At 73.8% G+C, this 23,731-nt stretch carries 22 protein-coding genes; 7 read left to right on the top strand and 15 right to left on the bottom strand.

Translation table 11 applies throughout. The annotated features are described in order from the left end of the window. Positions 1–103: 103 nt before the first annotated feature. The gene (locus tag ACH47X_RS21565; protein ID WP_397406809.1) at positions 104–1,081 is read left to right on the top strand and encodes an NAD(P)-dependent oxidoreductase; all 978 of its coding nucleotides are present in this window, start codon (positions 104–106) and stop codon (positions 1,079–1,081) included. Positions 1,082–1,172: 91 nt separating this feature from the next. Here ACH47X_RS21565 and mutM read toward each other — a convergent pair whose 3' ends face one another. The 9 genes from mutM to ACH47X_RS21520 form a co-directional block, all read right to left on the bottom strand. After that, positions 1,173–2,381: a bifunctional DNA-formamidopyrimidine glycosylase/DNA-(apurinic or apyrimidinic site) lyase gene (mutM, locus tag ACH47X_RS21560; RefSeq protein ID WP_397406807.1), complete on the bottom strand. Its 1,209-nt coding sequence runs from the start codon at positions 2,379–2,381 to the stop codon at positions 1,173–1,175. Then, positions 2,374–3,162, bottom strand: a complete 789-nt coding sequence (rnc, locus tag ACH47X_RS21555; protein ID WP_397407011.1) for a ribonuclease III — start codon at positions 3,160–3,162, stop codon at positions 2,374–2,376. The genes mutM and rnc overlap by 8 nt, the downstream gene beginning before the upstream one ends. A gap of 46 nt (positions 3,163–3,208) precedes the next feature. Continuing rightward, complete coding sequence (gene rpmF / locus ACH47X_RS21550; RefSeq protein ID WP_026365388.1) at positions 3,209–3,403, bottom strand: 50S ribosomal protein L32; 195 nt, start codon at positions 3,401–3,403, stop codon at positions 3,209–3,211. A 2-nt stretch (positions 3,404–3,405) separates the two neighbouring features. After that, positions 3,406–3,960 (bottom strand): YceD family protein, encoded by a 555-nt coding sequence (locus tag ACH47X_RS21545; RefSeq protein WP_200836104.1) that lies wholly within the window; start codon positions 3,958–3,960, stop codon positions 3,406–3,408. Positions 3,961–4,134: 174 nt separating this feature from the next. Then, on the bottom strand, positions 4,135–4,641 hold the full coding sequence (coaD, locus tag ACH47X_RS21540) for a pantetheine-phosphate adenylyltransferase (RefSeq protein ID WP_397406805.1): 507 nt from the start codon (positions 4,639–4,641) through the stop codon (positions 4,135–4,137). Then, the gene (gene rsmD / locus ACH47X_RS21535; protein WP_397406803.1) at positions 4,638–5,273 is read right to left on the bottom strand and encodes a 16S rRNA (guanine(966)-N(2))-methyltransferase RsmD; all 636 of its coding nucleotides are present in this window, start codon (positions 5,271–5,273) and stop codon (positions 4,638–4,640) included. The genes coaD and rsmD overlap by 4 nt, the downstream gene beginning before the upstream one ends. Positions 5,274–5,339: 66 nt before the next feature. After that, positions 5,340–6,317 (bottom strand): endonuclease/exonuclease/phosphatase family protein, encoded by a 978-nt coding sequence (locus ACH47X_RS21530; RefSeq protein WP_397406801.1) that lies wholly within the window; start codon positions 6,315–6,317, stop codon positions 5,340–5,342. Between the two features lie 82 nt (positions 6,318–6,399). Then, entirely contained in the window at positions 6,400–8,703 is a 2,304-nt protein-coding gene (locus ACH47X_RS21525; RefSeq protein ID WP_397406799.1) for an ATP-dependent DNA helicase RecG, read from the bottom strand. Next, positions 8,700–10,532, bottom strand: a complete 1,833-nt coding sequence (locus ACH47X_RS21520; RefSeq protein WP_397406797.1) for a DAK2 domain-containing protein — start codon at positions 10,530–10,532, stop codon at positions 8,700–8,702. The genes ACH47X_RS21525 and ACH47X_RS21520 overlap by 4 nt, the downstream gene beginning before the upstream one ends. Before the next feature lie 326 nt (positions 10,533–10,858). Here ACH47X_RS21520 and rpmB point away from each other — a divergent pair, with 326 nt between their 5' ends. Further along, on the top strand, positions 10,859–11,056 hold the full coding sequence (gene rpmB / locus ACH47X_RS21515; protein WP_020013756.1) for a 50S ribosomal protein L28: 198 nt from the start codon (positions 10,859–10,861) through the stop codon (positions 11,054–11,056). A gap of 152 nt (positions 11,057–11,208) precedes the next feature. Further along, positions 11,209–11,718 (top strand): GNAT family N-acetyltransferase, encoded by a 510-nt coding sequence (locus ACH47X_RS21510; RefSeq protein WP_397406795.1) that lies wholly within the window; start codon positions 11,209–11,211, stop codon positions 11,716–11,718. Between the two features lie 204 nt (positions 11,719–11,922). Here the strand turns inward: ACH47X_RS21510 and ACH47X_RS21505 are convergent, their stop codons facing one another. Continuing rightward, complete coding sequence (locus tag ACH47X_RS21505; protein WP_397406794.1) at positions 11,923–13,140, bottom strand: thiamine-phosphate kinase; 1,218 nt, start codon at positions 13,138–13,140, stop codon at positions 11,923–11,925. Between the two features lie 146 nt (positions 13,141–13,286). On the opposite strand from ACH47X_RS21505, the gene ACH47X_RS21500 reads away from it, so the two are divergent. Both ACH47X_RS21500 and ACH47X_RS21495 read left to right on the top strand, forming a co-directional pair. Further along, positions 13,287–13,778, top strand: a complete 492-nt coding sequence (locus ACH47X_RS21500) for a DUF3515 family protein (RefSeq protein WP_397406793.1) — start codon at positions 13,287–13,289, stop codon at positions 13,776–13,778. Beyond that, positions 13,775–14,548, top strand: a complete 774-nt coding sequence (locus ACH47X_RS21495) for a TetR/AcrR family transcriptional regulator (RefSeq protein WP_397406791.1) — start codon at positions 13,775–13,777, stop codon at positions 14,546–14,548. Before ACH47X_RS21500 ends, ACH47X_RS21495 begins: the two co-directional genes overlap by 4 nt. A gap of 6 nt (positions 14,549–14,554) precedes the next feature. Here ACH47X_RS21495 and ACH47X_RS21490 read toward each other — a convergent pair whose 3' ends face one another. From ACH47X_RS21490 to ACH47X_RS21470, 5 genes are all read right to left on the bottom strand, one after another. Further along, positions 14,555–15,088, bottom strand: coding sequence for a hypothetical protein (locus tag ACH47X_RS21490; protein ID WP_397406790.1), 534 nt, complete (start codon positions 15,086–15,088; stop codon positions 14,555–14,557). Between the two features lie 92 nt (positions 15,089–15,180). Next, positions 15,181–16,362, bottom strand: a complete 1,182-nt coding sequence (locus ACH47X_RS21485) for a D-alanine--D-alanine ligase family protein (RefSeq protein WP_397406788.1) — start codon at positions 16,360–16,362, stop codon at positions 15,181–15,183. Between the two features lie 59 nt (positions 16,363–16,421). Then, the gene (locus ACH47X_RS21480; RefSeq protein ID WP_397406786.1) at positions 16,422–17,465 is read right to left on the bottom strand and encodes a TIGR00341 family protein; all 1,044 of its coding nucleotides are present in this window, start codon (positions 17,463–17,465) and stop codon (positions 16,422–16,424) included. Positions 17,466–17,552: 87 nt separating this feature from the next. Further along, positions 17,553–19,166 (bottom strand): AMP-binding protein, encoded by a 1,614-nt coding sequence (locus tag ACH47X_RS21475; protein WP_397406784.1) that lies wholly within the window; start codon positions 19,164–19,166, stop codon positions 17,553–17,555. 87 nt (positions 19,167–19,253) lie between these two features. Next, complete coding sequence (locus ACH47X_RS21470; protein ID WP_397406782.1) at positions 19,254–20,957, bottom strand: aldehyde dehydrogenase family protein; 1,704 nt, start codon at positions 20,955–20,957, stop codon at positions 19,254–19,256. 255 nt (positions 20,958–21,212) lie between these two features. On the opposite strand from ACH47X_RS21470, the gene ACH47X_RS21465 reads away from it, so the two are divergent. Together ACH47X_RS21465 and ACH47X_RS21460 are read left to right on the top strand one after the other, a co-directional pair. Then, complete coding sequence (locus ACH47X_RS21465; protein WP_397406781.1) at positions 21,213–22,427, top strand: PucR family transcriptional regulator; 1,215 nt, start codon at positions 21,213–21,215, stop codon at positions 22,425–22,427. A gap of 9 nt (positions 22,428–22,436) precedes the next feature. Next, positions 22,437–23,612: an acyl-CoA dehydrogenase family protein gene (locus ACH47X_RS21460; protein WP_397406779.1), complete on the top strand. Its 1,176-nt coding sequence runs from the start codon at positions 22,437–22,439 to the stop codon at positions 23,610–23,612. Positions 23,613–23,731: the final 119 nt, after the last annotated feature.

Below are 23,731 nucleotides of genomic sequence, written 5' to 3'. Positions count from 1 at the left end.
ACCACTCGCAGGACGCAGCGCCCGTCCGGCCGCACCGGGAGCACCTCCCGGACCGGCCGGACGGGCGCTCTGCTTCGTCGCCCCGTCCGGTAACGTCCCCGGCGTGAAGATCCTCGTACCGGACGTGCCCTTCGACCTCGACTTCCCGTCCCTGCTGCCCGACGGCGGAGCCTCCTTCGCACCCGGCGGCACCGACACCGTGGCCACCTACGTGATGACCGAGCCGATCCCCGCCGAGCACACCGACGCGGAGCTGCTCGTCACGTGGTCCAGCCCGCCCAAGGTCGTGGCCGACGCCGCGGAGCGTCTCACCAAGCTGCGCTGGGTGCAGACCCTGTCGGCGGGCCCGGACGTCGCGCTGCGCTCCGGGTTCGCGCCCGACGTCGTGATCTCGTCGGGCCAGTCCCTGCACGACGACACCGTGACGGAGCACGCCCTGGCCCTGATCCTGGCGTCGGTGCGCCGCATCGACGCGTCGCTGACGGCGCAGCGGGAGCACCGCTGGGCCAAGGAGATCGCGTTCGCCCAGGCTGACGGCGTGACCGGCCGCGAGTACACGCTCGACGGCGCGCGCGTGACCATCTGGGGCTTCGGCTCCATCGCCCTCCGCCTGGCACCGCTGCTGACCGCGCTGGGCGCGCGCGTCACGGGCGTCGCCTCGCGTGCGGGCGAGCGCTCCGGGTACCCGGTGGTCGACGCCGGCGGCCTCGACGCGCTGCTGGCCGAGACCGACCTGCTGGTCTCGCTGCTGCCGGCCGTGCCCGCCACGCGGCACATCCTCGACGCCCGGCTGCTGAGCCTGCTGCCCCCGACCGCACGGTTCGTCAACGTCGGCCGCGGTGCGACCGTCGACGAGGCCGCGCTGGAGGACGCCCTGCGCTCCGGCCGGCTCGCGGGTGCGGCGCTGGACGTCATGGAGACCGAGCCGCTGCCCGCGGACTCCCCGCTGTGGGACGTGCCGAACCTGATCCTCACGCCACACGTCGCGGGCGGGCGGCCCCGCGGCGCGGCCCGCTTCCTCGCCGAGCAGCTCACGGCCTGGCGCACGGGCGGCGCCCTCCGCAACGTGGCCCCCCGCTGACCCGCCCTCCCTCCTGTTGAGTGCTGGCTATTTGTTGTTCCGGGAGCTCGGAAACAACAAATGGCCAGCACTCAACGGGAGGTGCGGGGGGTCAGAGGCCGCGCGGGCGGGGCTGGCAGACCGGGCAGCTGAACGACGACCGGTTCATGAACGCGTCCCGGCGCACCAGCGCGCCGCAGCGGCGGCACTCCTCGTTCTCCCGCCCGTACACGGCGAGCGACCGGTCGAAGTAGCCCGACTGCCCGTTCACGTTGACGTACAGCTCGTCGAAGCTCGTGCCGCCCTGGACCAGCGCCTCGCGCATCACCTCGGCCGCCGAGTCCAGCACGCGGCGCACGTCCGCCGCCCTGAGCTTGTCCGTGGCCCGGGCCCAGTGCACCTGTGCCCGCCACAGCGCCTCGTCGGCGTAGATGTTGCCCACGCCGGACACCACTGTCTGGTCCAGCAGGGCGCGCTTGACCTGCGTCCGCCGACGACGGACCCGGCTCACCAGGGCGTCCAGGTCCAGGTTCGGGTCGAGCAGGTCGCGGGCGATGTGCGCCACGGGCCCGGGCAGCACGGGCAGGTCGGAGCCGTACCCGGCGGGGACGGTCGCGCTCGCGCCGTCGGGCACGAGGTCCTGGACGCTCAGGTGCCCGAACGTGCGCTGGTCCACGAAGTCGAGGTACCGCGCGCCCGACGGCGCGTCGTCCAGGTGCAGGCGAACCCGCAGGTGCGGGTGCTTCCAGTCGTCCTCGGGGCTCGCGGCCCCGTACGGGGTCGGCGCGGCTTGATCGCCGGTCACCGCGTCGACTGCGATCGACGCGTCGACCGCGATCGCCGGGTCCGTGGCGGGTGCCGGTGCGGCCTGGGTCGATGTGTCCGGGGCCGAGCCGGTGGATTCCGCCGCGGACTGCGCCGGATCCTCGCTCGCCGTCGCGCCGCGCACCAGGAGCTGGCCCGACATCCCGAGGTGCGCGAGCAGCGCGGCGACAGGGCGGGTCTCGGCCGGCGCCGAGGGCCCGACAGGCGCTGCGGGTTCAACACTCGCTGTGGGCTCAACAGGCGCCGTGGGCTCGACCGGAGGGTTGGGCCCAGGCTGCGGGTCGCCGGGCTCCGTCAGCGGCAGCCAGAGGAACTTGCCGCGGCGCACGGCAGCCGCCAGCCGCCGTCCGGCGAGCTGGTCGCGGAAGGAATCCGGTCCGCCGTCGTGCCTGCGGACGCTGTACTCGCGGAAGACCTCGACGTCGCGCACCGTCGCGCCGACGACCAGGCGGTCGAGACCGTCGCGGACGGTCTCGACCTCGGGCAGCTCAGGCACCGGCGGCCGGCGCCTTGCTCGCGGCGGACCTGCCGTCGGCCTGCTTGTTCTCGGCCGGCTTGTTCTCGGCCGACTTGTTGTCAGCAGCCTTGCCGTCGGCGTCCGCGCCGGGCAGCGGGAACTTCTCCAGCAGGGCCCGGTAGGTTTCCTCGGCGGCGCCCTGCTCGGCGTGCTTCTTCGCCGTGCCGGAGCCGGACCCGTAGGTGACACCGTCGATCACGACGGTGGAGTGGAACACGCGCGCGTGCTCCGGGCCCTCGAAGGTGGCGATGTAGTCCGGCGAACCGAGGCCGCGCTCGGCGGAGGCCTCCTGCAGGGAGGTCTTCCAGTCCAGGCCGGCGCCCAGGCCGGCGGCGACGTCGAGCGTCGAGTCCACCAGCCGGTGCACCAGCTCGCGCGAGGTCTCCAGGCCGTGCGACAGGTACGTCGCGCCGATCAGGGCCTCCACCGTGTCGGACAGGATCGAGTCCTTTTCGAAGCCGCGCGTGCGGATCTCACCCTTGCCGAGCAGCACGTACTTGCCCAGGCCGAGGTTCCGCGCCACCGCAGCGAGGGCGCGCTGAGACACCGTGGCGGCGCGCATGCGCGCCAGGTCGCCCTCCGACTGGTCCGGATGACGCCGGTACAGCGCCTCCGTGACCACGAGCCCCAGCACGGTGTCGCCCAGGAACTCCAGGCGCTCGTTGGTGGGGATGCCCCCGGCCTCGTGCGCGAACGACCGGTGGGTCAGTGCCAGCACAAGAAGCTCGGGGTCCAGATGGACCCCGAGCTTCTCGAGCAGCGCGGTAGGTTCCGGCCTTGCCGGCGACGTCCCGCCCTTGGCCACGTCAGCCCGCGTGAACGGTCTTCAGGGCGTCGCGGTACGTGCGGCCCTTGTAGGTGCCGCACGTCGGGCACGCCGTGTGCGGCAGCTTGTTGGCCTGGCACTGCGGGCAGGTCGTGAGGGTCGCTGCGGTGGTCTTCCACTGCGAGCGACGCGCACGGGTGTTGCTGCGCGACATCTTGCGCTTCGGAACAGCCACGGCTAGCTCTCTTTCGTCTCGTCCGACACGCTCGTAGATTCGAGCATGCTCTGTAGCGCCGACCAGCGAGGGTCGACAACGTCATGGTGATGACCGGGGTCGTCTGCCAGGCGCGCTCCGCACTCGGAGCACAGGCCAGGGCAGTCCTCCCGGCACAACGGTTGAAATGGTAGTGCAGTCACGACCGAATCCCGAAGCGAGGGCTCCAGGTCGGCCATGTCGTCCTCGAGGACGGACTCCTCGTCCTCCACGTCCGTGTCCCCCGCCTCGGCCGACGCAGCGGCGCGCTCGGGGTATGCGAACAGCTCGGTGACGTCGACCGTGAGCTCACGGGAGATGTCGTCGAGGCAGCGGCTGCACTCGCCCTTGGCGATGCCGCGGACCGTGCCGGAGACCAGCACTCCCTCCATCACGGACTCGAGCCGCAGGTCCAGCTCCAGGTCAGAGCCCTCCGGGATACCGATCACGGCGGTACCGAGGTCCGACGGCGCCTGCACGGTCGCGCTGTGCGTGCGCATCGATCCGGCACGCCGAGAGAGCTCGTGCGTGTCGAGCACGAGCGGCGAGTTCGGTTCGCGGGAAATGACGGGCTCCGATGAGGGCAGGAGAAGGACAGCGTCCGATCGGACGATGAAGGGGGTTGGACCGGCGCACGACGTCACGCCAGGGACCAAAAAGCAATCCTACGACATGGAACGGGCGTTACGCGCGCCCGTGCCGAGTGAGAGGCCTCACGAGCCCGCGGCGGGCTGCCCCAGCGCGGCCCGAAGGACCTCCGGCACGCCCGCCGGGACCAGGTCGTCGACCGGGCCGCCGTGCCGCACGATGTCCTTGACCAGGGACGACGCGACGTGCGCGTAGCGCTGGTCCCCTGGCAGGAAGATCGTCTCGACACCCGACAGGTGCCGGTTCATGAGCGCCATCGGCTGCTCCGCGTCGAAGTCCCCGCCGCCGCGCAGGCCCTTGACGACGCCGACCGCGCCGATCTCCCGGCAGAAGTCCACCAGCAGCCCCGGCACCACGGCGACCCGCACCCGGACCAGACCCGGCTCGCCCGACGACTCCAGGGCGGCGCGCACCAGGCCGGCGCGCGTCTCCAGGTCCAGCAGGCCCGACTTACCGGGGTTTTTCGCGACGCCGACGACCACGTCGTCGAACATCGTGGCGGCGCGGCGGACCACGTCGAGGTGGCCGAGCGTGATGGGGTCGAAGGACCCGGGGCAGACGACTGTGGTCACGCGCCCACGCTATCCGACGGTGGTGCGTCGGACGGCTCGGCGTAGTAGACCGCCGTCTCGCCGTAGTCCTTGCGCGCGAACGGGGCCAGGCCGGCAGGCCAGGCGGGCTCCGGGGTGCGGGTGGACCGCTCGACGACGACCACGGCGCCGTCGGCCAGCACGCCGGGCGTGGCCAGGTGCGTCAGGACGAGGGCGAGCGCATCCTCGGCGAGATCGTACGGCGGGTCGAGGAAGACGAGGTCCAGCCCGGGCGCGCGGATGCCGGACCCCGCGCCGGTGCCGGTGCCGGGCCCGGCCGCCTGGGTCGCCAGCGAGGCCGCGAACCGCTCGGCGGTCTCGGTCGTGACGCGCACCCCGGTCAGGCCGAGCGCGGCGACGTTGCGACGGGCGACGTCGGCCGCGGGGCGGGCGCTGTCCACCAGCGTCACCGCCGTCGCACCGCGGCTGGCCGCCTCCAGCCCGAGCGCGCCGGAGCCGGCGTAGAGGTCGAGCACGCGGGCGCCGTCGAGCACGTCGAGGTGCTCCAGCCGGGAGAAGATCGCCTCACGGACACGGTCGCTGGTGGGGCGGGTCCCCTTCGCGGGCACCGCGATGGACCGCCCGCCCACCGAACCCGCAACGATCCTGGTCACGCCGAAAACCCTAACCCGCGCCCGGAAAGGCCCCGGGACCCGACGGGTGCCGGAGACTCAGGCCGGTCAGGACCAGGGGGTGTCGACGTACGCGACCACCGGGAGGTGGTCGCTGCCCGTGCGGGGCAGGGCGCGGGTCTCCGTGACGGTCGCGCCGCGCGCCAGGACATGGTCGATCTGTGCGACCGGGAACACCGTGGGATAGGTGAGCTCGAAGCCCGTGGCCGGCGCCGTGACCAGGTTCGTCAGCGGCGCGATCGCGTCGTCGGCCAGCACGGCGTTCAGGTCCCCCGCGACGATGACGGTGTCGCCCTGCTCCGCGTCGACCGCCTCCGCGAGCTGGAGCGCGCTCGCGTTGCGCAGCTCCGTCTCGAAGCCGCCCGTGCCGAACCGGACCGACGGGAGATGCGCGGCGAACAGCGTGACGGCGGCGCCCTCGCGCTGGATCACGACGCGCAGGCAACGGTCCCAGGTGGCGTCGACGCCCTCGGGCCGGATGTCCACGGCCTGTGCGCCCTCCAGCGGGAACCTCGACCAGATGCCCACCGTGCCCTGGGTCTCGTGGTGGGGCAGCGCCTCGCCGAACGCCTCCGTGTACCGCGCCGCGACGTCCTCGGACACCTCGGTGAGCGTCACGACGTCCGGCTCGGCCGCGAGCAGGACCTCCGCGGTGCCGTCGACGTTGGCGTTGGTGTCGCTGACGTTGTGCTGCACCACCGTCAGGTCGCCCTGGGCGTCCTCGCCGGGGAGCAGCTGCGGCAGGAAGACCCAGATCCAGGCCGCCAGCGGCAGGAGGACGGCGAGGACCGCGAGCGCCGAGCGCCGCAGCAGTGCGGCGAGGATCCCGAGCGGTACCGCGAGCCCGAGCCAGGGCAGGAACGACTGGACGAGGCTGCCGAGATTTCCCCACCGGTTCGGCACGTACTCGTGGCCGACGAGCAGTACGGCGGCCAGGACGGATCCGAGCGCGAGCAACCTCCCGCGCTGCCACGCGGTCTTCGCGGGCCCGCTCGTGTGGATCGCATGCCTGGCGTCGACCGTCACGGGCCGGGACTCTATCGGTTGTGTGTTCCGAGCGTAAGGAGCCGGTTGTCTGATCTACGCGATCTCTCCGTGCCGCACACGGTCATGTGCGCTCCAGGAACTCCTCCTGGTCCTCGTCGAGCTGGGCCCGGATGGCGGCGGCGAGCTCGGGGAACTCGGTGAGGTCCGGGGAGGCGGCGACGACGTCGGCGGCCGCGGTGCGGGCCTCCTCGATGAGACCGGCGTCCTTGACCACGCGCAGCAGGCGCAGCGAGCTGGCCCGCCCGGACTGGGCGGCGCCGAGCACGTCGCCTTCACTGCGCAGCTCGAGGTCGAGGTTGGCGAGCTTGAAGCCGTCGGTGGTCTGTGTCATGGCCTCGAGGCGCGCGTGGGCCGGGGTGCCGGGCTCCGCGTCGGACACGAGCAGGCACAGGCCCGGGTCGGTGCCACGCCCGACGCGGCCGCGCAGCTGGTGCAGCTGGGAGATGCCGAACCGGTCGGCGTCGAAGATGACCATGGCGGTGGCCTCGGGGACGTCGACGCCCACCTCGACGACCGTGGTGGAGACGAGCACGGGGGTCTCGCCGGACGCGAAGGCCGCCATGGCGGCGTCCTTCTGGTCGGCCGGCATCTGCCCGTGCAGGACGCCGATCTCGACACCCGCGAGCTCGGAGCGGCCGCGCAGCTCCTCGGCGACCTCCAGGACGGCGCGCAGGGGCGGCCGGTCCGACGCGCCGGCGGTGCCCGGGTCGCCCGGGTCCAGGAACTCCGGGACGTCGTCGAAGTCCTTGGCCGCGGCGCGGCTGGTCCGGCCGGCTCCGGCGCCAGGTCCTGAGCCGGGTGCGGGCTCCTCGTCCGGATGGATCCGCGCGCAGACGACGTAGGCGCGGCGGCCGGCGTCGACCTCCTCGCGGACGCGGGCCCACGTACGGTCGGTCCAGCGCACGTTCCCGGCGGGCACGGCGACGGTGGTGATGCCCGCGCGCCCGGCGGGGACCTGGGTGAGCGAGGACGTCTCCAGGTCGCCGAACACGGTCATCGCGACGGTGCGTGGGATGGGGGTGGCGGTCATGACCAGCAGGTGCGGCGACACGCGGCCCTTGGCGCGCAGCGCGTCCCGCTGCTCGACGCCGAACCGGTGCTGCTCGTCGACCACGACCAGGCCCAGGTCGGCGAACTGCACCTGCTCCGACAGCAGCGCGTGGGTGCCGACGACGATCCCGGCCTCGCCGCTCGCGGCCCGCAGCAGGGCCTCCTTGCGGGCCTTGGCCCCGAGGGAGCCGGTCAGGAGCGCGACCTGGGTGCTCGTGCCCGTGCGCCCGGCTCCGAACAGCGTGCCGGCGTCGGCCAGGGGGCCCAGCAGGGTGCGCAGGGTGCGCGCGTGCTGGGCGGCGAGCACCTCGGTGGGGGCGAGCAGGGCGGCCTGGCCGCCGGCGTCGACCACCTGGAGCATGGCGCGCAGCGCGACCACCGTCTTGCCGCTGCCGACCTCGCCCTGCAGCAGCCGGTGCATCGGGCGGGGGCGGGCCAGCTCGTCGGCGATCTCCGCGCCCACCTGGCGCTGGCCGTCGGTGAGCGTGAACGGGAGGGCCGCGTCGAAGTCCGCGAGGATGCCGGTCTGCCCGGCGGGCAGCGGCGGGCGGGCGGTCGCGTCCTCGGCGGCGGTGCGCGCCCGGCGCTGCGCGAGTGCGGCCTGGAGAACGAACGCCTCCTCGAAGCGCATCCGGTGCCGGGCGCGGTACGCCTCCTCCAGCGTCGCTGGGCGGTGCAGGCTGCGCAGCGCGGTGGCCCGGCCGGGCAGCCCCTGACGCTCCCGCACCTCGTCGGGCACCGGGTCCGGCACGTCGGCGTCGGCGAGCGTGTCCAGCACGACGCGCAGCGCGCCCTGGACCTTCCAGCTCGGGATGCCGGCGGCCGCGGGGTAGATCGGGATGGGCTTCGTTGCGTGCTCCAGCAGCGCCTCGTCGCTGTCGAGGTCGGACTCCTCGCCCATCAGCGTGAAGTCCGGGTGCGTGAGCTGGCGCGTGCCGCGGTAGAGGCCGACGGTGCCCGTGAACAGGCCCTTGGCGCCCGGGACCAGACGCTTCTCGTGGTTGTACAGCGAGCCGCGGTGCTTGCCGAAGAACGTGAGCGACAGCCGGCTGCTCCCGTCGGTGACCACCACCTCCATGAGCGCGCCCTTGCGGTTGCGCATGGCCCGGACGGTCGCCTGCTCGACCCTGGCCAGGATCGTGACGTGCTCACCCACCTCGAGCGCCGCGATGTCCGTCAACGCGCCCGGGTCGGCGTACCGGCGCGGGTAGTGACCCAGCAGGTCGCCCACGGTCGTCAGGCCGAGCTTGCCCAGGGCCGTCGCCGTGCGCTTGTCGAACGCCCGCTCCAGCCGCTCGTCCGTCCGTTCGCTCATGCGTCCACCTCCGGGTCGGTGGTCTCCGGGTCGGTGGTCTCCGTGCCGAGGTGCACGCCGCCGCCCGGGCGGCCGGTCGCCAGGACGACCAGCTCGGCGTCCGGCGCCAGCTCCGTGAGGACGGCGGCGAGCCGGTCGGCCAGGTCCGCGGGCACGTCGGCGTCGAGCAGCGCCGTGACCACGGTGGTCCCGGGCCCGGCCGACTGCCGCAGCGCCTCGACGGCATCCACGCCTGGTACGGCGCGTACCGTCAGGCCGGCGAGGGCCTCGCCCACGAGCGCCCGGGCGTCGACGGGGTCCGGGGCACCGACGTCGTCCGGCAGGCCGAGGGGTAGCAGGGTGCCGAGGGCGGCGAGCGCGACGACGGCGTGCACGTCCGTGGCGGCGGGCACCGTGATCAGCTCGTCGACGTCGAGCGGCTGCTCGATGCCTGCCGTCACGTCGGGAGCCCCGAGGAGCAGCACCCGCCGGGCGCCGGTCGAGGCGGCGGCGCGGCCCACGTCGTCGGGGGTCAGTGGCTCGACGGTGCTGCCGAGCCCGCCCGACAGGAGCACCACGGCGCCCGTGTGCGCGAGCTCCGCGGCCAGCCCGGGCGCCGACGTCACGGCGACCACGCCCCACTCGTCCTGACCGGCCGCGGCGAGGTGCCGCACGTGCACCTGCGCGAGCGTCCCGGCACGGGACGCCTCGGCGGCGATCGCGAGGGCCTGGTCGAGGTGGTCGGTGTGCACGTGCGCCTGCCAGACCGCGGCTCCCGTGCCCGCGTCGCCGCCGACCACGACCACCGAGTCGCCCACCTCGGCGAGCGAGGCGCGCAGCCCGGCGGCGACCGTCTCCGACGCCTCACCGGCCGGACCGGTGAGCACGAACATGAGCTCGAGGCCGCCCGAGCCGGCGCCGTGCGACGCGATCCGCGCCGGTTCGGCGGTCCCGGACGCCGGACCCGGCGCCGGGCTCGCCGACGTCGCGGGATGCGCGGGGTCGGCGGCATCCGGTGCGCTCGGCAGCGCACCGGCGTCGAGGAGCTGGTCCAGGTTCACGGCCTCCATGCTGCCCCGCACCACTGACACTCCGCCCGGCGCGGTGCCCGGCGCCGCGCCCGGCGCCGCGCCCGTGCCGGTTACCGAAGCGGGTGCCGAGCCGGTTTCCGAGCCGGGGTCGGCCGCCTGCCCGGCGGCGACGACGAGCGCGTCGAGCACGAGGACCAGCCCGAGCGCCCCGGCGTCGAGCACGCCGGCGGTACGCAGCACGTCGAGCTCCTCCCGGCTCGCGCGGGCGGACGTCCGGGCGGCGCCGGCGGCGGCGGTCACGACCGGAAGCGCCCCGGCGGCAGCCCCGGACTCCGCCGCCCGCGCGGCCGCCCCGGCGGCGTCGGCGGCCGTGAGGATGGTGCCCTCCGCGGGCATCGCCACCGCGGAGCGGGCGGACGCCGCTGCCCGCGTGAGCAGGTCGGCCGTGGTGCCGCCGCGCCGGGCCCCGACGGCCAGGCCGCGCAGCCACTCGCTGAGGATCACGCCGGAGTTTCCGCGCGCGCCCAGCAGCGCGGCGCGGGCGAGCGTCGCCAGGAGCTGCGGTCCGGTGGCGTCCGCGGGTGCGGCGGCGACCGCCCGGTCACCCTCGCGGAGGGTCAGGTACAGGTTGGTGCCGGTGTCGGCGTCAGCCACGGGGAAGACGTTGACGCGGTCGATCGCGCCGCGCTCGCGCCGCAGAGCCGCCGTGGCGCCCTGGGTCCAGACCCGGACGAGGCCCGGGTCGTCGAGCCCGACGGCCTCCGGGTACGACCGGGGACCCGAGTCAGCCGTCCGGCTGCCGCTGTGGACGTCGGTCACGTTCTGTCCTCCTGCACCTGGTGTCACGGGCCCGCTGTCGCGGGCGTCCGTTCCACGAACGACCGGCCTGCCCGGGCACCCGCTCGGACGGATCCCACCGTACCCAGCGCGTGGGACGCTCGCGTGCGGCCGTCCACAGGTCCGGTGTGACGCACCACCCCGCGGCTACGGTTTGAGGGGGTGGGCTGCGATCAGGTACTCTGTCGAAGTTGCCTGGAACGCCAAGAAGCGTTGATTGCTCCGAAAGCGTCCAGGCGTTCCCCTTTAGACCACCATCACGTCGTGCTGTCGTTCTGCACAGGCGTGCACGACATTCAGGAGACACCGTGGCTGCCAACTGCGACGTCTGCGGCAAGGGCCCGGGCTTCGGGCACAGCGTTTCGCACTCCCACATCCGCACCAAGCGCCGCTGGAACCCGAACATCCAGCGCGTTCGCGCGATCGTGGCTGGGACTCCCAAGCGCGTCAACGTGTGCACCTCCTGCCTCAAGGCCGGCAAGGTCACGCGCAAGGTCTCGGCCTGACGCTGCCGCAGCCGGGTCGCTGACGCGACCCGCACCAAGCTTGAACGAAGACGCCCGCCGGTCCGCCGGCGGGCGTCTTCGGCTTTCCGGAACCTTCATCCGGAACCAAAGAAGTGGTTGCGCCCAGCACCCCGCGGTGAAAAGGTAAGGTCATGATGGCACCGGAAGACGTGACCATCCGCCCAGCAACGACGAACGACGCCCAAGCTATCGCTCGTGTCGACATCGCCTCTTGGCGTGGTGCTTACTCCGAGATCCTGCCCGACTCCTACCTGGCCTCGCTCGACATCACCGACCGGGCCGAGCAGTGGCGAGCGGCGGTGAACGCGCGAGATACCACGGTCCTCCTCGCGGAGGACGAGAGCGGACCGGTCGGGTTCACCAGCGTGGGGCCGTGCCGCGACGAGGACGCCGAACCGGGTGACCTGGAGATCTACGCCATCTACCTGCACCCACGCGCCTGGGGCAGCGGCGTGGCCCGCGACCTGATGCGCACCGTGCTCGACGGCCTGGACTCCGGGTCGGTGACCCTCTGGATCCTGGAGGGCAACGACCGCGCACAGCACTTCTACAGGCGGCACGGATTCCAGCACGACGGCACCGAGCGCATCGACGAGATCGGCGGCCGCCCGCTCACCCAGCTCCGCTTCCGCAAGCGCTGAGCACCAGACGCCTCCTGGCGTCCCTTGGGGGCGGCAGTTTGCACCACGACGTCGGCGGTGCGCGCCATGTCGTCGGCGGTGCGCGCCACGTCGTCGGCGGGTCGTCGGCAGTCTGCACCGCGGACTCGGCACTTGGCATCGAGATCGGCCCAGGCCTGGACCGATCTCGATGCCAAGTGCCGAACATTCAGGGATGTGCCGATCTCAGGACCGGAAGTGGTCCCAGCCCTGGCCGACGGCGGGGGCCTCGCCGCCGATCGTGACCGCCGGTGCCGCACTGACCGCCGATGCCGCACCGCCAGACGGCGCTCCACCATCGGCCAGCACGCCACCATCGGCCAGCACGCCACCCTCAGCAGCCGCAGCACCCTCAGCCGGCGCAGCACCCTCAGCAGCCGTGGCACCAGACGGCGCCCCGCCGTCCACCGCCGCCTCCAGCACCCGGCCCACGGCGGTCCAGCCCTTCGGCAGCTCCACGTCGGACGGGAACGTGGCCAGCAGGCTGTGGTCCTCCCCACCGCCCCAGATCCAACCGTCCAGCATCCCGTCGACGTCAGACCGGCCGGGACCCCAGCCGGGGTCGCCCAGGCCCTGCGCAGCCGCGACGGCCCGGGCAGCCGAGCGCAGCACGTCCCGGTCGGCGGCGAACGCGCCGGGGTCGAGGTCGAGCCGCACACCGCTCGCGGCGGCGAGCCGCCCGGCGTCGCGCAGCAGGCCGTCGGACAGGTCGAGCATCGCGGTCGCGCCTGCCTCCGCGGCCGCCACCCCGGCGGCCAGCGGCGGTTCGGGGCGCAGGTGCGCGGAGACCAGCTGCTCCCACGCGTCCTCCAGGTGCACCCCCTCGGACACCTCGACCGGGACCGGGGAGAGCGGGGCGCGCACCAGACCGGCCTCCAGCAGCGCCAGCCCGGCGGCCGACCAGCCACGCACCCCCGCGTGCGCGACGACGTCGCCCGGCCGCGCGCCCGAGCGCAGCACGGCGTCGCGTCCCTCCAGGTCACCGTGCACGGTCACGCTCACGACGAGACACGGCCCGCTCGACAGGTCGCCGCCGACGGCGCCCGCGCCGACCGGCGCGCAGCCGTCCGCAAGACCCTTCGCGAGCCCCGTCACCCACTCGACGTCGGTCTCGCCGGGCACCACCAGGGACGTGACCAGCGCGGTGGGCCGGGCGCCCATCGCAGCGATGTCGGCGAGGTTCTGCGCGGCGGCCCGCCGTCCGACGTCGTAGCCCGTGGACCAGCGCGCACGGAAGTGCCGGTCCTCGACGAGCACGTCGGTGCTGACCACGAACCGCCCGTCGGGGGCGGCGAGCACGGCGGCGTCGTCGCCGGGGCCGAGCAGCGTGGCGCTCCCCCGGGGCAGCAGGGGGAAGATGCGCTCGAGGATCTGCTCCTCGGAGAGGTCACGGACGCGGGTCACTGGAAGACCTTAAGGGCCCGCCCGCCTCCCGCGCGGCACCGACCCGGCACCGGCCCTGATGAACCGACCCGGCACCGGCCCGCCCAGAACGCGGCAGCACGCAGACCCCGGGACGGGCATCCGTCCCAGCCGGGTAACGTATCTCCGTGCTTCCCGCTCGAACCTTCACCCGCCGGACCGCCGTCGTGCTGGCCGCCGCCGCCCTCACCACCATGTCGCTGGCCGGCTGCTCGCGGACGATCGGGGTGGAGGTCGCGCCGGACGCCGCCGACCCGCTGTGCGCCGAGGTGGTGCTCGCGGTCCCGGACGAGCTGGGCGGCGATCTGCCCAAGGTGCCGACCGACGCCCAGGCCACGGCGGCCTGGGGCGAGCCCGGCGCCGCGGTCACGCTGCGCTGCGGCGTGGAGCAGGTGGGCCCGGCCGGCGACTGCCAGCACGTGGACTCGGGCGACGGGACCTCGGTCGACTGGATCGTCGCCACGGACGGCAAGGACACCTGGTCGTTCGTCACCTACGGTCGCGAGCCCGCGGTCGAGGTGGTCGTGCCGCCGGCGGTCACCGAGGACCACTCGACGTCCTTCATCTCCGACCTCGCGCCCGCCGTCACCCAGGTACCTGCCACGAAGGAGTGTCAGTGAGCCCGGCCGTGCAGGAACGACCCGCGGCGCATCCGGCCGGGCAAACGGACGCCCCCGTCCAGTCCCGGCGTGAGCGGCTGCGCGACGAGCTGCACCGCGAGGTGCTCGACGCCGCCCGCCACCAGCTCGCCGGGCAGCACGGCCTGAGCAAGCTCACGATGGCCGCGATCGCCAAGGAGGTCGGCGTCACGCCGCCCGCCCTGTACCGGCACTTCGAGAACCGTCAGGACGTGATCGCGCAGCTCTGCGTGCTGATCGTCGAGGAGGTGCTCGACACGCTCGCCGCCGCCGTCGGGCGGCAGGAGCCGGGCGACGTCGCCGCGGCACTGGTCGCCTCGACCCGCACCTCGCTCGACTGGGCGGTGCGCAACCCCGCGGAGTTCGACCTGATCATCGGTTCGGGCATCCGCTCGGAGCTGCCGGAGAACCACGACCTGCAGCGCCGCATGGCCGAGATGGTGGGCGGCCACTACGTGCCGCTGTTCCGGCAGCTCGCCGCGTCCGGCGTCTCCTTCGCGGCGGACGACGAGCTCGACCCGGAGCTCGCCGAGCAGGTGCGGCGGTACCGCGACGCCGTCGGCGGGCACGACCTGCCGCTGGGCATCGCCCACCTCATGGTGACGAGCTGGCGGCAGGTCTACGGCCTGCAGTGCATGGCCGTCTACGGGCACCAGGAGTTCGCGTTCGGCGACCACGTGGCGCTGCACGAGGACCTGGTCTCGACGCTGCTGGTCCGGTTCGGCCTGGACCCGCACCCGACCGTGCGCTGAGCGGCCTCAGCGCACCATGGAGTCCCGCCCCGCCTCCAGGGTGTGCAGCGAGTCGGCGTTCGAGATGAGCAGGATGCTGCCGTGGTACCGGATCGACGGGTCCTTCATCGCGGCGCCCACGAGCTCGGCCAGCGCGGCGAGGTGCCGGTCGTCGTGCGCGCAGATGCGGTGCACGTGCTGCGAGGCGGTGACCATCTGCAGCGCGAACACGGGGTACTTCCAGATCGGCTTCCAGAACGCGGTGCGCTGCCAGAACCGCGTGGCCGGCCAGGCCAGGCCCGCGCAGGCCGTGGCCAGGGCGGCCTCCCACGGGATGTCGTCGGCCCCGGCCATGCGGAGCAGCAGAAGGACCACCGCCGCGATGCAGAACGGGTAGGCCACCTGGTTGGCCCACGCCCCGATGGGCTGCGGCTTGGCCACACGGATGACCTCGAGCCGCATCACGTTGCCGAGGGCGAAGGAGGTCAGCCCGATGCTGAGCACCCCGTTCGCCACCCGGACGTCGCGCACCGCGTAGCTGTAGCGGGGCTCGCCCAGCATCCTGCCTCCTCAAGCGCCCTCGTCTCGAGCGCCAGCGTCTCAAGCACCGGGCCGGACGGTCCCGGCCCTGGTCAGAGGCAGGGTACAGGCGATCAGCGCAGGCCGGTGGGCCGTTCGAGGGCGAGCTGGATCAGCTCGTCGATCAGCTCCGGGTAGGGCACGCCGGACGCGGCCCACATCCGCGGGTACATCGAGAACGGCGTGAAGCCCGGCATGGTGTTGATCTCGTTGACGACCACCTGGTCGTCAGGCGTGACGAACACGTCGACGCGCGACAGCCCCTCGGCCCCGACGGCCTCGAACGTGCGCACGGCGATCTCCTGGATCTCCTTGATCACGTGGTCCGGCAGGTCGGCCGGGCAGGTCAGCTGCACCGCGGACTCGTCGAAGTACTTGGCCTCGTAGTCGTAGAAGCCGTTCTTGGTCTCGTCCGTGACCACGATCTCGCCCGGCAGGGAAGCCCGCGGACGCTCACCGCCGCGACCCCCGAGCACCGCGCACTCGATCTCGCGGCCCACGATGCCGGCCTCGACGATCACCTTGGGGTCGTGCCGGCGCGCCTCGGCGACGGCGGCGTCCAGCTCGTCGAGCGAGTCCACGCGGGAGACGCCGAGCGACGAGCCAGCGCGGGCCGGCTTGACGAACAGCGGCAGCCCCAGGGGCTCGATCGTCTGCAGCACCACGTCGCGGCGGTTGTCCCAGTCGCCCGGCTTGATCACGGCGTACGGGCCGATCGGCAGGCCGTGGCCGGCGAACACCATCTTCATGAAGTGCTTGTCCATGCCGACGGCGGACGCCAGCACACCCGACCCGACGTACCGCGCGTCGGCGAGCTCGAGCAGGCCCTGGACGGTCCCGTCCTCGCCGTACGGCCCGTGCAGCAGCGGGAACACCACGTCGACGTCCGCCAGGGCGGACGGGACCTGACCCGGCTCCATGACGCGCAGCGCGGAGTCGCCCACGGTCAGCGGGAGCACCACCTCGGCGTCGGACGCCGGGACCTCGGCGGCCTTGCCGTCGGTGATCGCCCAGCGCTCGGGCTCGTCGGCCGCGATGACCCACTGGCCCTTCGGCGTGATGCCCACGGGCACCACCTCGTACTTCGAGCGGTCGATCGCGCTCATGACGCCGCCGGCGGTGGCGACGGAGATCCCGTGCTCGCCGGAGCGGCCGCCGAAGAGGATCACGACGCGGGTCTTGCGGGCAGCGCCCGGCGTCGGCACGAGGTTCGTCGAATCCCCGGCGGAGGCTGGTTCAGGAGTGTGGTGCGACATCGCGCCCGACCCTACCGGAACGCCGCCATGACCGGACGCCGCCGGGCCCCGCCGTGCGCTCATCCCGGGTCCGACGTCTCGAGCCGCTCGCCCACCGTGTGCAGCACGACCACCTCCGGCTGCCAGGGGACGATCGCGTCCACCCGGTCCTGCAACGGCCCGACGTCGGGCAAGGCGTCCGGGCTCCGCACCTCCACGACGAGCTCCTGGCCCTGCCAGGAGACGTCCTCGACGGTGGCGTCGGCGTCGGACGCCACCCAGTCCTGCGCCGCCCCGCGGACCTGGCTCAGCCAGAGCTCCGCCAGCGCTGCCTGCACCGTGTTCGCCACCATCGGGACGGCGACGACCAGGACCGCGACGAGCGCAACGGCCACCGCCGTGTGCCGGCGTGGGCCCGGTGACCCCTGCCGTGGCTCTCGGGCGGCCTGGGCGTCCTGGACGTACCCGACGCCCGAGAAGACCACGGTCGCCGCGATGACGAGCGCGACCGCGTTCGAGGTGAACAGCAGCAGCGCACCGAGTGCGAGCGACGGCTGCCCCTGGCCGAGGCACACGCCCACCACGCCCAGCGGCGGGACGAGCGAGATGGCGATGGCGATACCGGGCAGCACGTCGGCGAGGTCTCGGCGCGAGAGCGCGATCGCCCCGGCGAACCCTGTGGCGAACGCGGCGACGAGGTCACCCACCCCGGGCGAGGTGCGCCCGGTGACCTGGGAGTTGGACACGACGTCCGACGTCGCGGGCAGAGCGAGCGCCACGAGCAGGCCGAGCGCGACGACGACGGCCATGCCGCCCAGCACGTAGACGACGGACCGCACGATCCGGCGCCGCCGCCCGGTGACGATGCCCAGCGCGATCCCGAGGATCGGCGTCGACAGGGGCGCGATGATCATGGCGCCGATGACGGTGGCCGTCGAGTCCGTCGCGACGCCCGACACCGCGATGGTGCCGGACAGCACCAGCATCACCCAGAAGGCGGACCGCTTGGCGCGGGTCTCGCCGGTGTCGAGATCGAGCCGGTCCGTGACCTCGGGCAGCTCCCGCCGCTGGCTCTCGGGGACGAGCACGCCGAGCACCCTGCCCCGGTGCGGGGAGTCCGCCATGGCCGCTCCCTGTGTCGGCACCCGTCTCTGGTGCCTCGATCGTGACACCGGTGCACCGGGCAGGCATCCGGAAGCGGCGGCGACCGGCTACCCCGCCGCGGCCCGGAGGTCCTTGCGCAGGATCTTGCCGGACGCCGACTTGGGCACCGCCTCGATGAACTCCACCGAACGCACCTTCTTGTAGGGCGCCACCTGCTCGGCCACGAACGCGATGACCTCGGCCTCCGTCAGCGACGCCCCGGCGACCGGCACGACGAAGGCCTTGGGGATCTCGCCGGCCTTCTCGTCGGGCAGCCCGATCACCGCGACGTCCGCGATCTGCGGGTGGGACAGCAGCAGCGCCTCCAGCTCGGCGGGCGGCACCTGGTAGCCCTTGTACTTGATGAGCTCCTTGAGCCGGTCGACCACCTGGAAGACGCCACCGGCGTCCACCGTGACGATGTCGCCGGTGTGCATGAACCCGTCCGGTTCGAGCGTGTCCGCAGTCGCCTCGGGGTTGCCCAGGTAGCCGACCATGACGTTCGGCCCGCGGCACAGCAGCTCGCCCGGGTCGGAGACGCCCTCGGCCGGCTGGTCGATCTCGGTGCCCGTGGCCGGGTCGACGATCTTGGCCTCCATGCCCGCCACCAGCAGCCCCACCGACCCGGACGGGATCTCGGGACGGTCGAACGGGATGCAGTGCGAGACCGGCGACATCTCGGTCATGCCGTACCCCTGCAGCACCCGCACGTGCTCGCCGAGCCGCTCGCGGACGGCACCCGCGAGGCTCTCGCCGAACGGCGCGGCCCCCGACAGCACGGCGCGCACGCTCGAGACGTCGTAGGAGTCGACCAGCGGGTGCTTGGCCAGCGCGAGCGCGATGGGCGGCGCCACGAACAGGAAGGTCGCGCGGTGCTCCTGGATCACGCCGAGGTACTGCGCCAGGTCGAAGCGCGGCAGCGTCACGAGCCGGGCGCGGGTGCGCAGGGCCAGGTTGAGCAGCACCGTCATGCCGTAGATGTGGAAGAACGGCAGCACGCACGGCACCACGTCGTCGGACCCCACGCCGATGGCCATGGACTGCGCCACGTTCGCCACGAGGTTGGTGTGGGTCAGCATGACGCCCTTGGGCCGGCCCGTGGTGCCCGACGAGTACGGCAGCACCGCCAGGTGCGTGGCCGGGTCGAACGTCACGTCGGGGGCGGGGTGCGGGTCGGCCAGCAGGTCGGCCAGGGAGGTGTGGCCCGGGCCGCTGTCCGGACCGTCACCGGTCCCGCCGCCGTCGAGCACGACGATCTGGTCGTCCCCGAGGCCGGCGCCCTTGGCGCCCGCCTCCCCCGCCGCGAGCAGCGGCGAGACGGTGACCATGAGCCGGGCGCCGGAGTCGGCGAGCTGCTTGGTGATCTCCGGCGCGCTGGCCAGCGCGTTGACCGTGGTCACGGTCACCCCGGCACGCAGCAGCCCGTGGAACACCGTCACGTAGGCGGGCACGTTCGGCGCGTGCAGCGCGACGACGTCGCCCACCCCCAGGCCGCGGGCCGCCACGGCACCCGCCACGGCGTCGATCTGAGCCACGAGCGAGCGGAACGTGGTGGCCGCGCCGCTGACGCCGTCCACCACCGCGACGCGCTCCAGCTCGGCGTCCGTGATGGTGCCGAACAGGTACTCGTACACGCTGACGGGCGGGATCTCCACGTCGGGCAGCGGGCTGCGGATCACCATCGTCGGTCTCCCTCTGTCAGGTCGCCGGCCCACCGTCGGACCGCCGCATGAATGGCCGCACAAGTCATCGTGGCGTACGTCCCGCCGTCACGCGCGGAACGCCGCGAGCAGGACCGGCACCAGCCGCCCCCACGACGGCGCCGCCGCGTAGCGGGTCAGCGCCCGGCCCGTGTCCGTCACGCTCCGGGACCCACTGAACCACGGCGGCTTGGGGAAGAGCGAGGGCTCGCCGTGCAGCACGCTGCGCGGGAACGGCCGGAACGCGCCGGTCACCACACTCCGCTCGGGCCCGGAGAGCAGGTGCCCGTTGTGCACCACGTCGATCCCCGAACCGACGTCGGCCACCGTGTGGCCGGGGAACGCACCCCACGTCGCGCCCGCCAGCAGGAAGCTCAGGCCCGTCCACGCGTTGATCGCGATGTTGCCGTAGCGCAGGTCGGCGATCGCGTGGTCGAACGCGGCGCCCATCGCCCGGCGGTCGCGGGGCCGCACCAGCACGTTGGCGCCGAGCGTGCCGTACAGGGAGTCGTTGGCGAAGCCGACGGCGGCATCCAGGAACTCCGCGCCGGTACCGGGCAGCTGTGTCCAGGCCAGGACCGGGGCGAAGTACTCGTCGGTGCACGCCGGGTCCCCGGGGGCGACCTCGGTCAGGATCCGGCCGGCGAGGTGCTCGGCGTCGGGGTGGGCGGCGTTCGCCCGGGAGACCTTGTCCGCGGTGCCGGGGTACCACGGCTCCCGCGCGGGCATCCGCGCCAGTGCGGCGCGCAGCTCGGCCAGGAAGTCGTCCTTCTGCGGCCAGTCGGCCGACAGCACGACCATCTGGCCCGCGACACAGTTGTGGCCGGCGTTGTGCAGGCGCATCGAGGCCAGGTGCTCGGCCTGGTAGCGCAGGTCGGCGGCGGTCCACCGGCCGGGTACCACGATCATCGGCGCGACGCCGCCCAGCTCGCTCGTGATCGGCACCTTGAGCCTGGGGTCGTCGTCGGCCCGGCGGCGCTCGGCCTCCTCGCCGGTGCCCCACACGATGGCGTCGTGCGTCACGGCGGAGCCGGTGATGTGCACCTTGTCGATGCCGGGGTGCCCCGTCAGGTAGGCGCCGACGGCCGCGTCGCCGGCGACCACCCGGACCACGCCGACGTCGATCAGGGGCGCCAGCGCCCGGCGGTAGACGTCGAGCAGCGCGGCGAACGTGGGGTTGAGCTTCACGATGGAGGCACGGTTGTGCGCGACCAGCTCGTAGAACGCGTCCAGCGGCGCGATCGACGAGATGTTGCCCGCGCCCAGCACCAGCCCGACGCCGCCGTACTCGCCGACCCGGTCCGCCCCCAGCCCGGCCTCGGAGCGCACCCGCCGCTCGCTCACCCCCGGCGGCATCCACACCTCGGCCCGGATGCCGTTGAACAGCACCCACTCCTTGACGGTGCGCGGGAGCACCCGGACCGACACGCGGCCGCCCGGAGCCCGGCCCACCCGGAGCCCGTCGAGCGTGGAGCGCCCCCGTGCGAGCGCCGCGTAGGACCGCGCGTAGGCGGCGGCGCTCTCCAGCGCGCCGTACGGTCCCGTCATCCACTCCTCACCCGCATACGGTGCGGCCGGGTCGACGTGCTTGGCCTGCGCGGCGGTCGTGGCCCACTCGTCCGCGACCTCGGCGATCGACGCCTGGACCTGCCGGAACAACGCTCCCCTGTCGGCGACTGGCAGCTGGGCCCATCGCTCCGCACCGACCTTGAGCTCCTCGACCGCCTGGTCGAGCTCGCGCTCGGTGGTGGCTTGCGTGTCCGTCACGCTCATCAGCTGTCTCCTTCGACCGCGCTCGTTCGGCCGTGCTCGTCCGGCCGCGCTTCTTCTCAACCGCGCGGTCTCTCGACCGCGCTGCCTCTCGACCACCGGCCGGGCTTCGTTGACCGGCGCTCCAATAGCCTAGGGGGCGAAAGCGGTCGGGGCGAGACCCCGTCGCGCCCGACCGACAGACCGGCGTGCAGACCGCAGTGCTTGACAGATCGGTCTTCGATGCACAACGACCGCGGCACGATTAGGCTGCCTGGCATGTCGGACATCGCCGCGACTGGGCGTCATGACCTCCGCGATGCGTTGGATCTGCTGAGCGAGCAGGTCGCCGACGGCATCCTGCACGCGGAACCCGTCTACCAGGAGACCCGGCTGCCCGCCGCCGTCGTGCAGCCGCTGGTCCGGGCGAACGTGGCGGAGATCCTCACCGCCCTGGCCGGTGAGACCTCGTCGCTCGCGCCTGCCCGCGAGACCGGCCGGGTCACGGCCGCCGAGGGAATCCAGCTCGACCTGCTCCAGGACGCCTACCGGCTGGCCGGGCTGCGCATCTGGGAGGAGCTCGCCCGGCGGCTGCGCCACCACAGCGACACCGGCGCGCTGCTGCGCGCGTCGTCGCGGGTGTGGTCCGCGATCGACCGGTCCTCCAACGTGGCGGTGCGCAGCCACCTGGAGGCCGCGGCAGGGTTCGGCGAGAACGTGGCCCGCACCGAGCTGCTGCGCGGCGTGCTGACCGGCGCGGTGCACGACCTCGAGACCGCGCGGCGCGCGCTCGGCCTCCCGGCCGACGTCATGCTGGTGGTCGCGGTCACCGGGCCGGGAGCGAGGCCGGCGCCCGCTCCGCCGCCCGTCCCGTCGTCCGCCTCCGGACCGGACCAGCCGGAGGGCAGGGTGACCACCCGCTGGCTCACGCACGACGGCGACCGCCTCGCCCTGGTCGCCGCGCCCACCTCGGACGACGCTCACGACGTGCTGGCCGGACTCGCGGCGGGCGCGCGGACGGGCGCGAGCCGCCCGTTCACCAGCCTCGCCGACGCCCCCGCGGCCCTCGCGCAGGCGCGGACCGCGGTGCGGTCGCTCACGCCGGGGCAGGCCGGGCTGTCGTGCTTCGGCGACCGTCCGCTGGACGCCCTGCTGGCTGCCGACGACGAGCGCGCCGCCGAGCTCGCGCACGCCGTCCTGGGCGGTCTGCGGGAGCGCGACCCCCGGGACGAGGAGCTGCTGCTCGCCACGGTCGAGGCGTGGTTCGAGCACGGCGGGTCGGGTACCAGGGCCGCGACGGCCCTGCACTGCCATCGGAACACGGTGCTGAACCGGCTGGCGCGCGTCGCCGACCTGACCGGCCGCGACATCAACGACCCGCGCGCCGCGGCGGAGCTCTACGCGGCGGTCCGCGCCCGGCGGCTGCGGCCGGGCGCGCCGACTGCGACACTTCCGACACCCGACCACCCCCATCCGGGTCCGTCCCAGGGTTAGCCTCGTGACGTGACCGATCTACTGTCCGACGAGCTGCTTGCCGACGTCCGCCGCCGTGCCGCCGACTACGACCGGGACAACGCCTTCTTCTCCGAGGACCTGGCTGACCTCCAGGCCTCGGGCTACCTCGGCGCGATGGTCCCCGCGGCCCTCGGCGGCGCCGGGCTCACGCTGCGGCAGACCGCCCGCCTCCAGGCCCGGCTGGCCGCGCACGCGCCGGCGACGGCGCTGGCCGTGAACATGCACCACGTGTGGGTGGGCGTGGGCCGCTACCTGCACGAGCGCGGCGACTCGTCGCTGGACTGGCTGCTGCGCGAGGCGGCGGCGGGCGAGGTGTTCGGCTTCGGCTACTCCGAGCCGGGCAACGACCTGGTGCTGCTGGGCTCCCGCACGGAGGCGCGGCCCGACGGCAACGGGGGCTTCACGTTCCACGGCCGCAAGATCTTCACGTCGAACTCCCCGGCCTGGACGCGGCTCGGCGTGCTCGGCCTGGAGAAGACCGGGATGCTGCGCGGCCGTAACGGCTCGGCGCGGCTGGTGCACGCGTTCATCACCCGCGAGGGCGGCGGGTTCGAGATCCTCGACGACTGGGACACCATCGGCATGCGCGCCTCCCAGTCGCGCTCCACGGTGCTCGACGGCGCCCACGCGCCCGCCGACCGGGTGCTGCGCCTGCTGCCGCCCGGACCCTCGCTGGACCCGTACGTGCTGGGCATCTTCACGTCGTTCGAGGTGCTGCTCTCGGCGGTGTACGCGGGCATCGCGGACCGCGCGCTGGAGCTCGCGGTCGACGCCGCGGGCAAGCGGACGTCGATGAAGACGGGCAAGTCCTACGCCCAGGACCCCGACGTCCGCCGCCGCATCGCCGACATGGCGCTGGCCCTGGACAGCGTGTGGCTCCAGCTCGACGGGATCACCGGCGACCTCGACGCCTCGGCCGCGGACCCGGAGCTGGACCGCGGCGCGGGCTGGTTCCGGGCCACGGCAGGCCTCAAGGTGCGCGTCACCGACGCGGCCCGCGAGATCGTGGACCAGGCGGTCCGCGTCTCCGGCGGCTCCACCTACTTCAACGGCTCGGAGCTGGGCCGCCTCTACCGGGACGTGCTCGCGGGCATCTTCCACCCCTCCAGCGACGACGCCGCCCACGCCACGGTGGCCCAGTCCCTCCTGGGCCCGCTGGAGTAGCCGGCACGCTGGCAGGCGCTGGCGCCGGGGGCGCCGTGGGGGGGGGGGGGGGGGGGGGGGGGGGGGGGGGGGGGGGGGGCCCGGCCCCCCCCCCAAAAAAACGCCCCACCCCCCCCAAG

Origin of the sequence: Promicromonospora kroppenstedtii (assembly GCF_044389675.1) — a bacterium.
GTDB classification, from domain to species: domain Bacteria; phylum Actinomycetota; class Actinomycetes; order Actinomycetales; family Cellulomonadaceae; genus Promicromonospora; species Promicromonospora kroppenstedtii.
Note: the sequence above shows the minus strand (reverse complement) of the source record. Positions and strands in the feature narration are given on the sequence as shown.

Bases quoted from the DNA above. Each gene is read 5' to 3' on its own strand.
- ACH47X_RS21490 (WP_397406790.1), bottom strand. From the start codon at position 15,088: ATGCTGGGCGAGCCCCGCTACAGCTACGCGGTGCGCGACGTCCGGGTG.
- ACH47X_RS21480 (WP_397406786.1), bottom strand. From the start codon at position 17,465: ATGGCGGACTCCCCGCACCGGGGCAGGGTGCTCGGCGTGCTCGTCCCC.
- ACH47X_RS21510 (WP_397406795.1), top strand. From the start codon at position 11,209: ATGATGGCACCGGAAGACGTGACCATCCGCCCAGCAACGACGAACGAC.
- ACH47X_RS21475 (WP_397406784.1), bottom strand. From the start codon at position 19,166: ATGGTGATCCGCAGCCCGCTGCCCGACGTGGAGATCCCGCCCGTCAGC.
- ACH47X_RS21470 (WP_397406782.1), bottom strand. From the start codon at position 20,957: ATGAGCGTGACGGACACGCAAGCCACCACCGAGCGCGAGCTCGACCAG.
- ACH47X_RS21525 (WP_397406799.1), bottom strand. From the start codon at position 8,703: ATGAGCGAACGGACGGACGAGCGGCTGGAGCGGGCGTTCGACAAGCGC.
- ACH47X_RS21485 (WP_397406788.1), bottom strand. From the start codon at position 16,362: ATGTCGCACCACACTCCTGAACCAGCCTCCGCCGGGGATTCGACGAAC.
- ACH47X_RS21465 (WP_397406781.1), top strand. From the start codon at position 21,213: ATGTCGGACATCGCCGCGACTGGGCGTCATGACCTCCGCGATGCGTTG.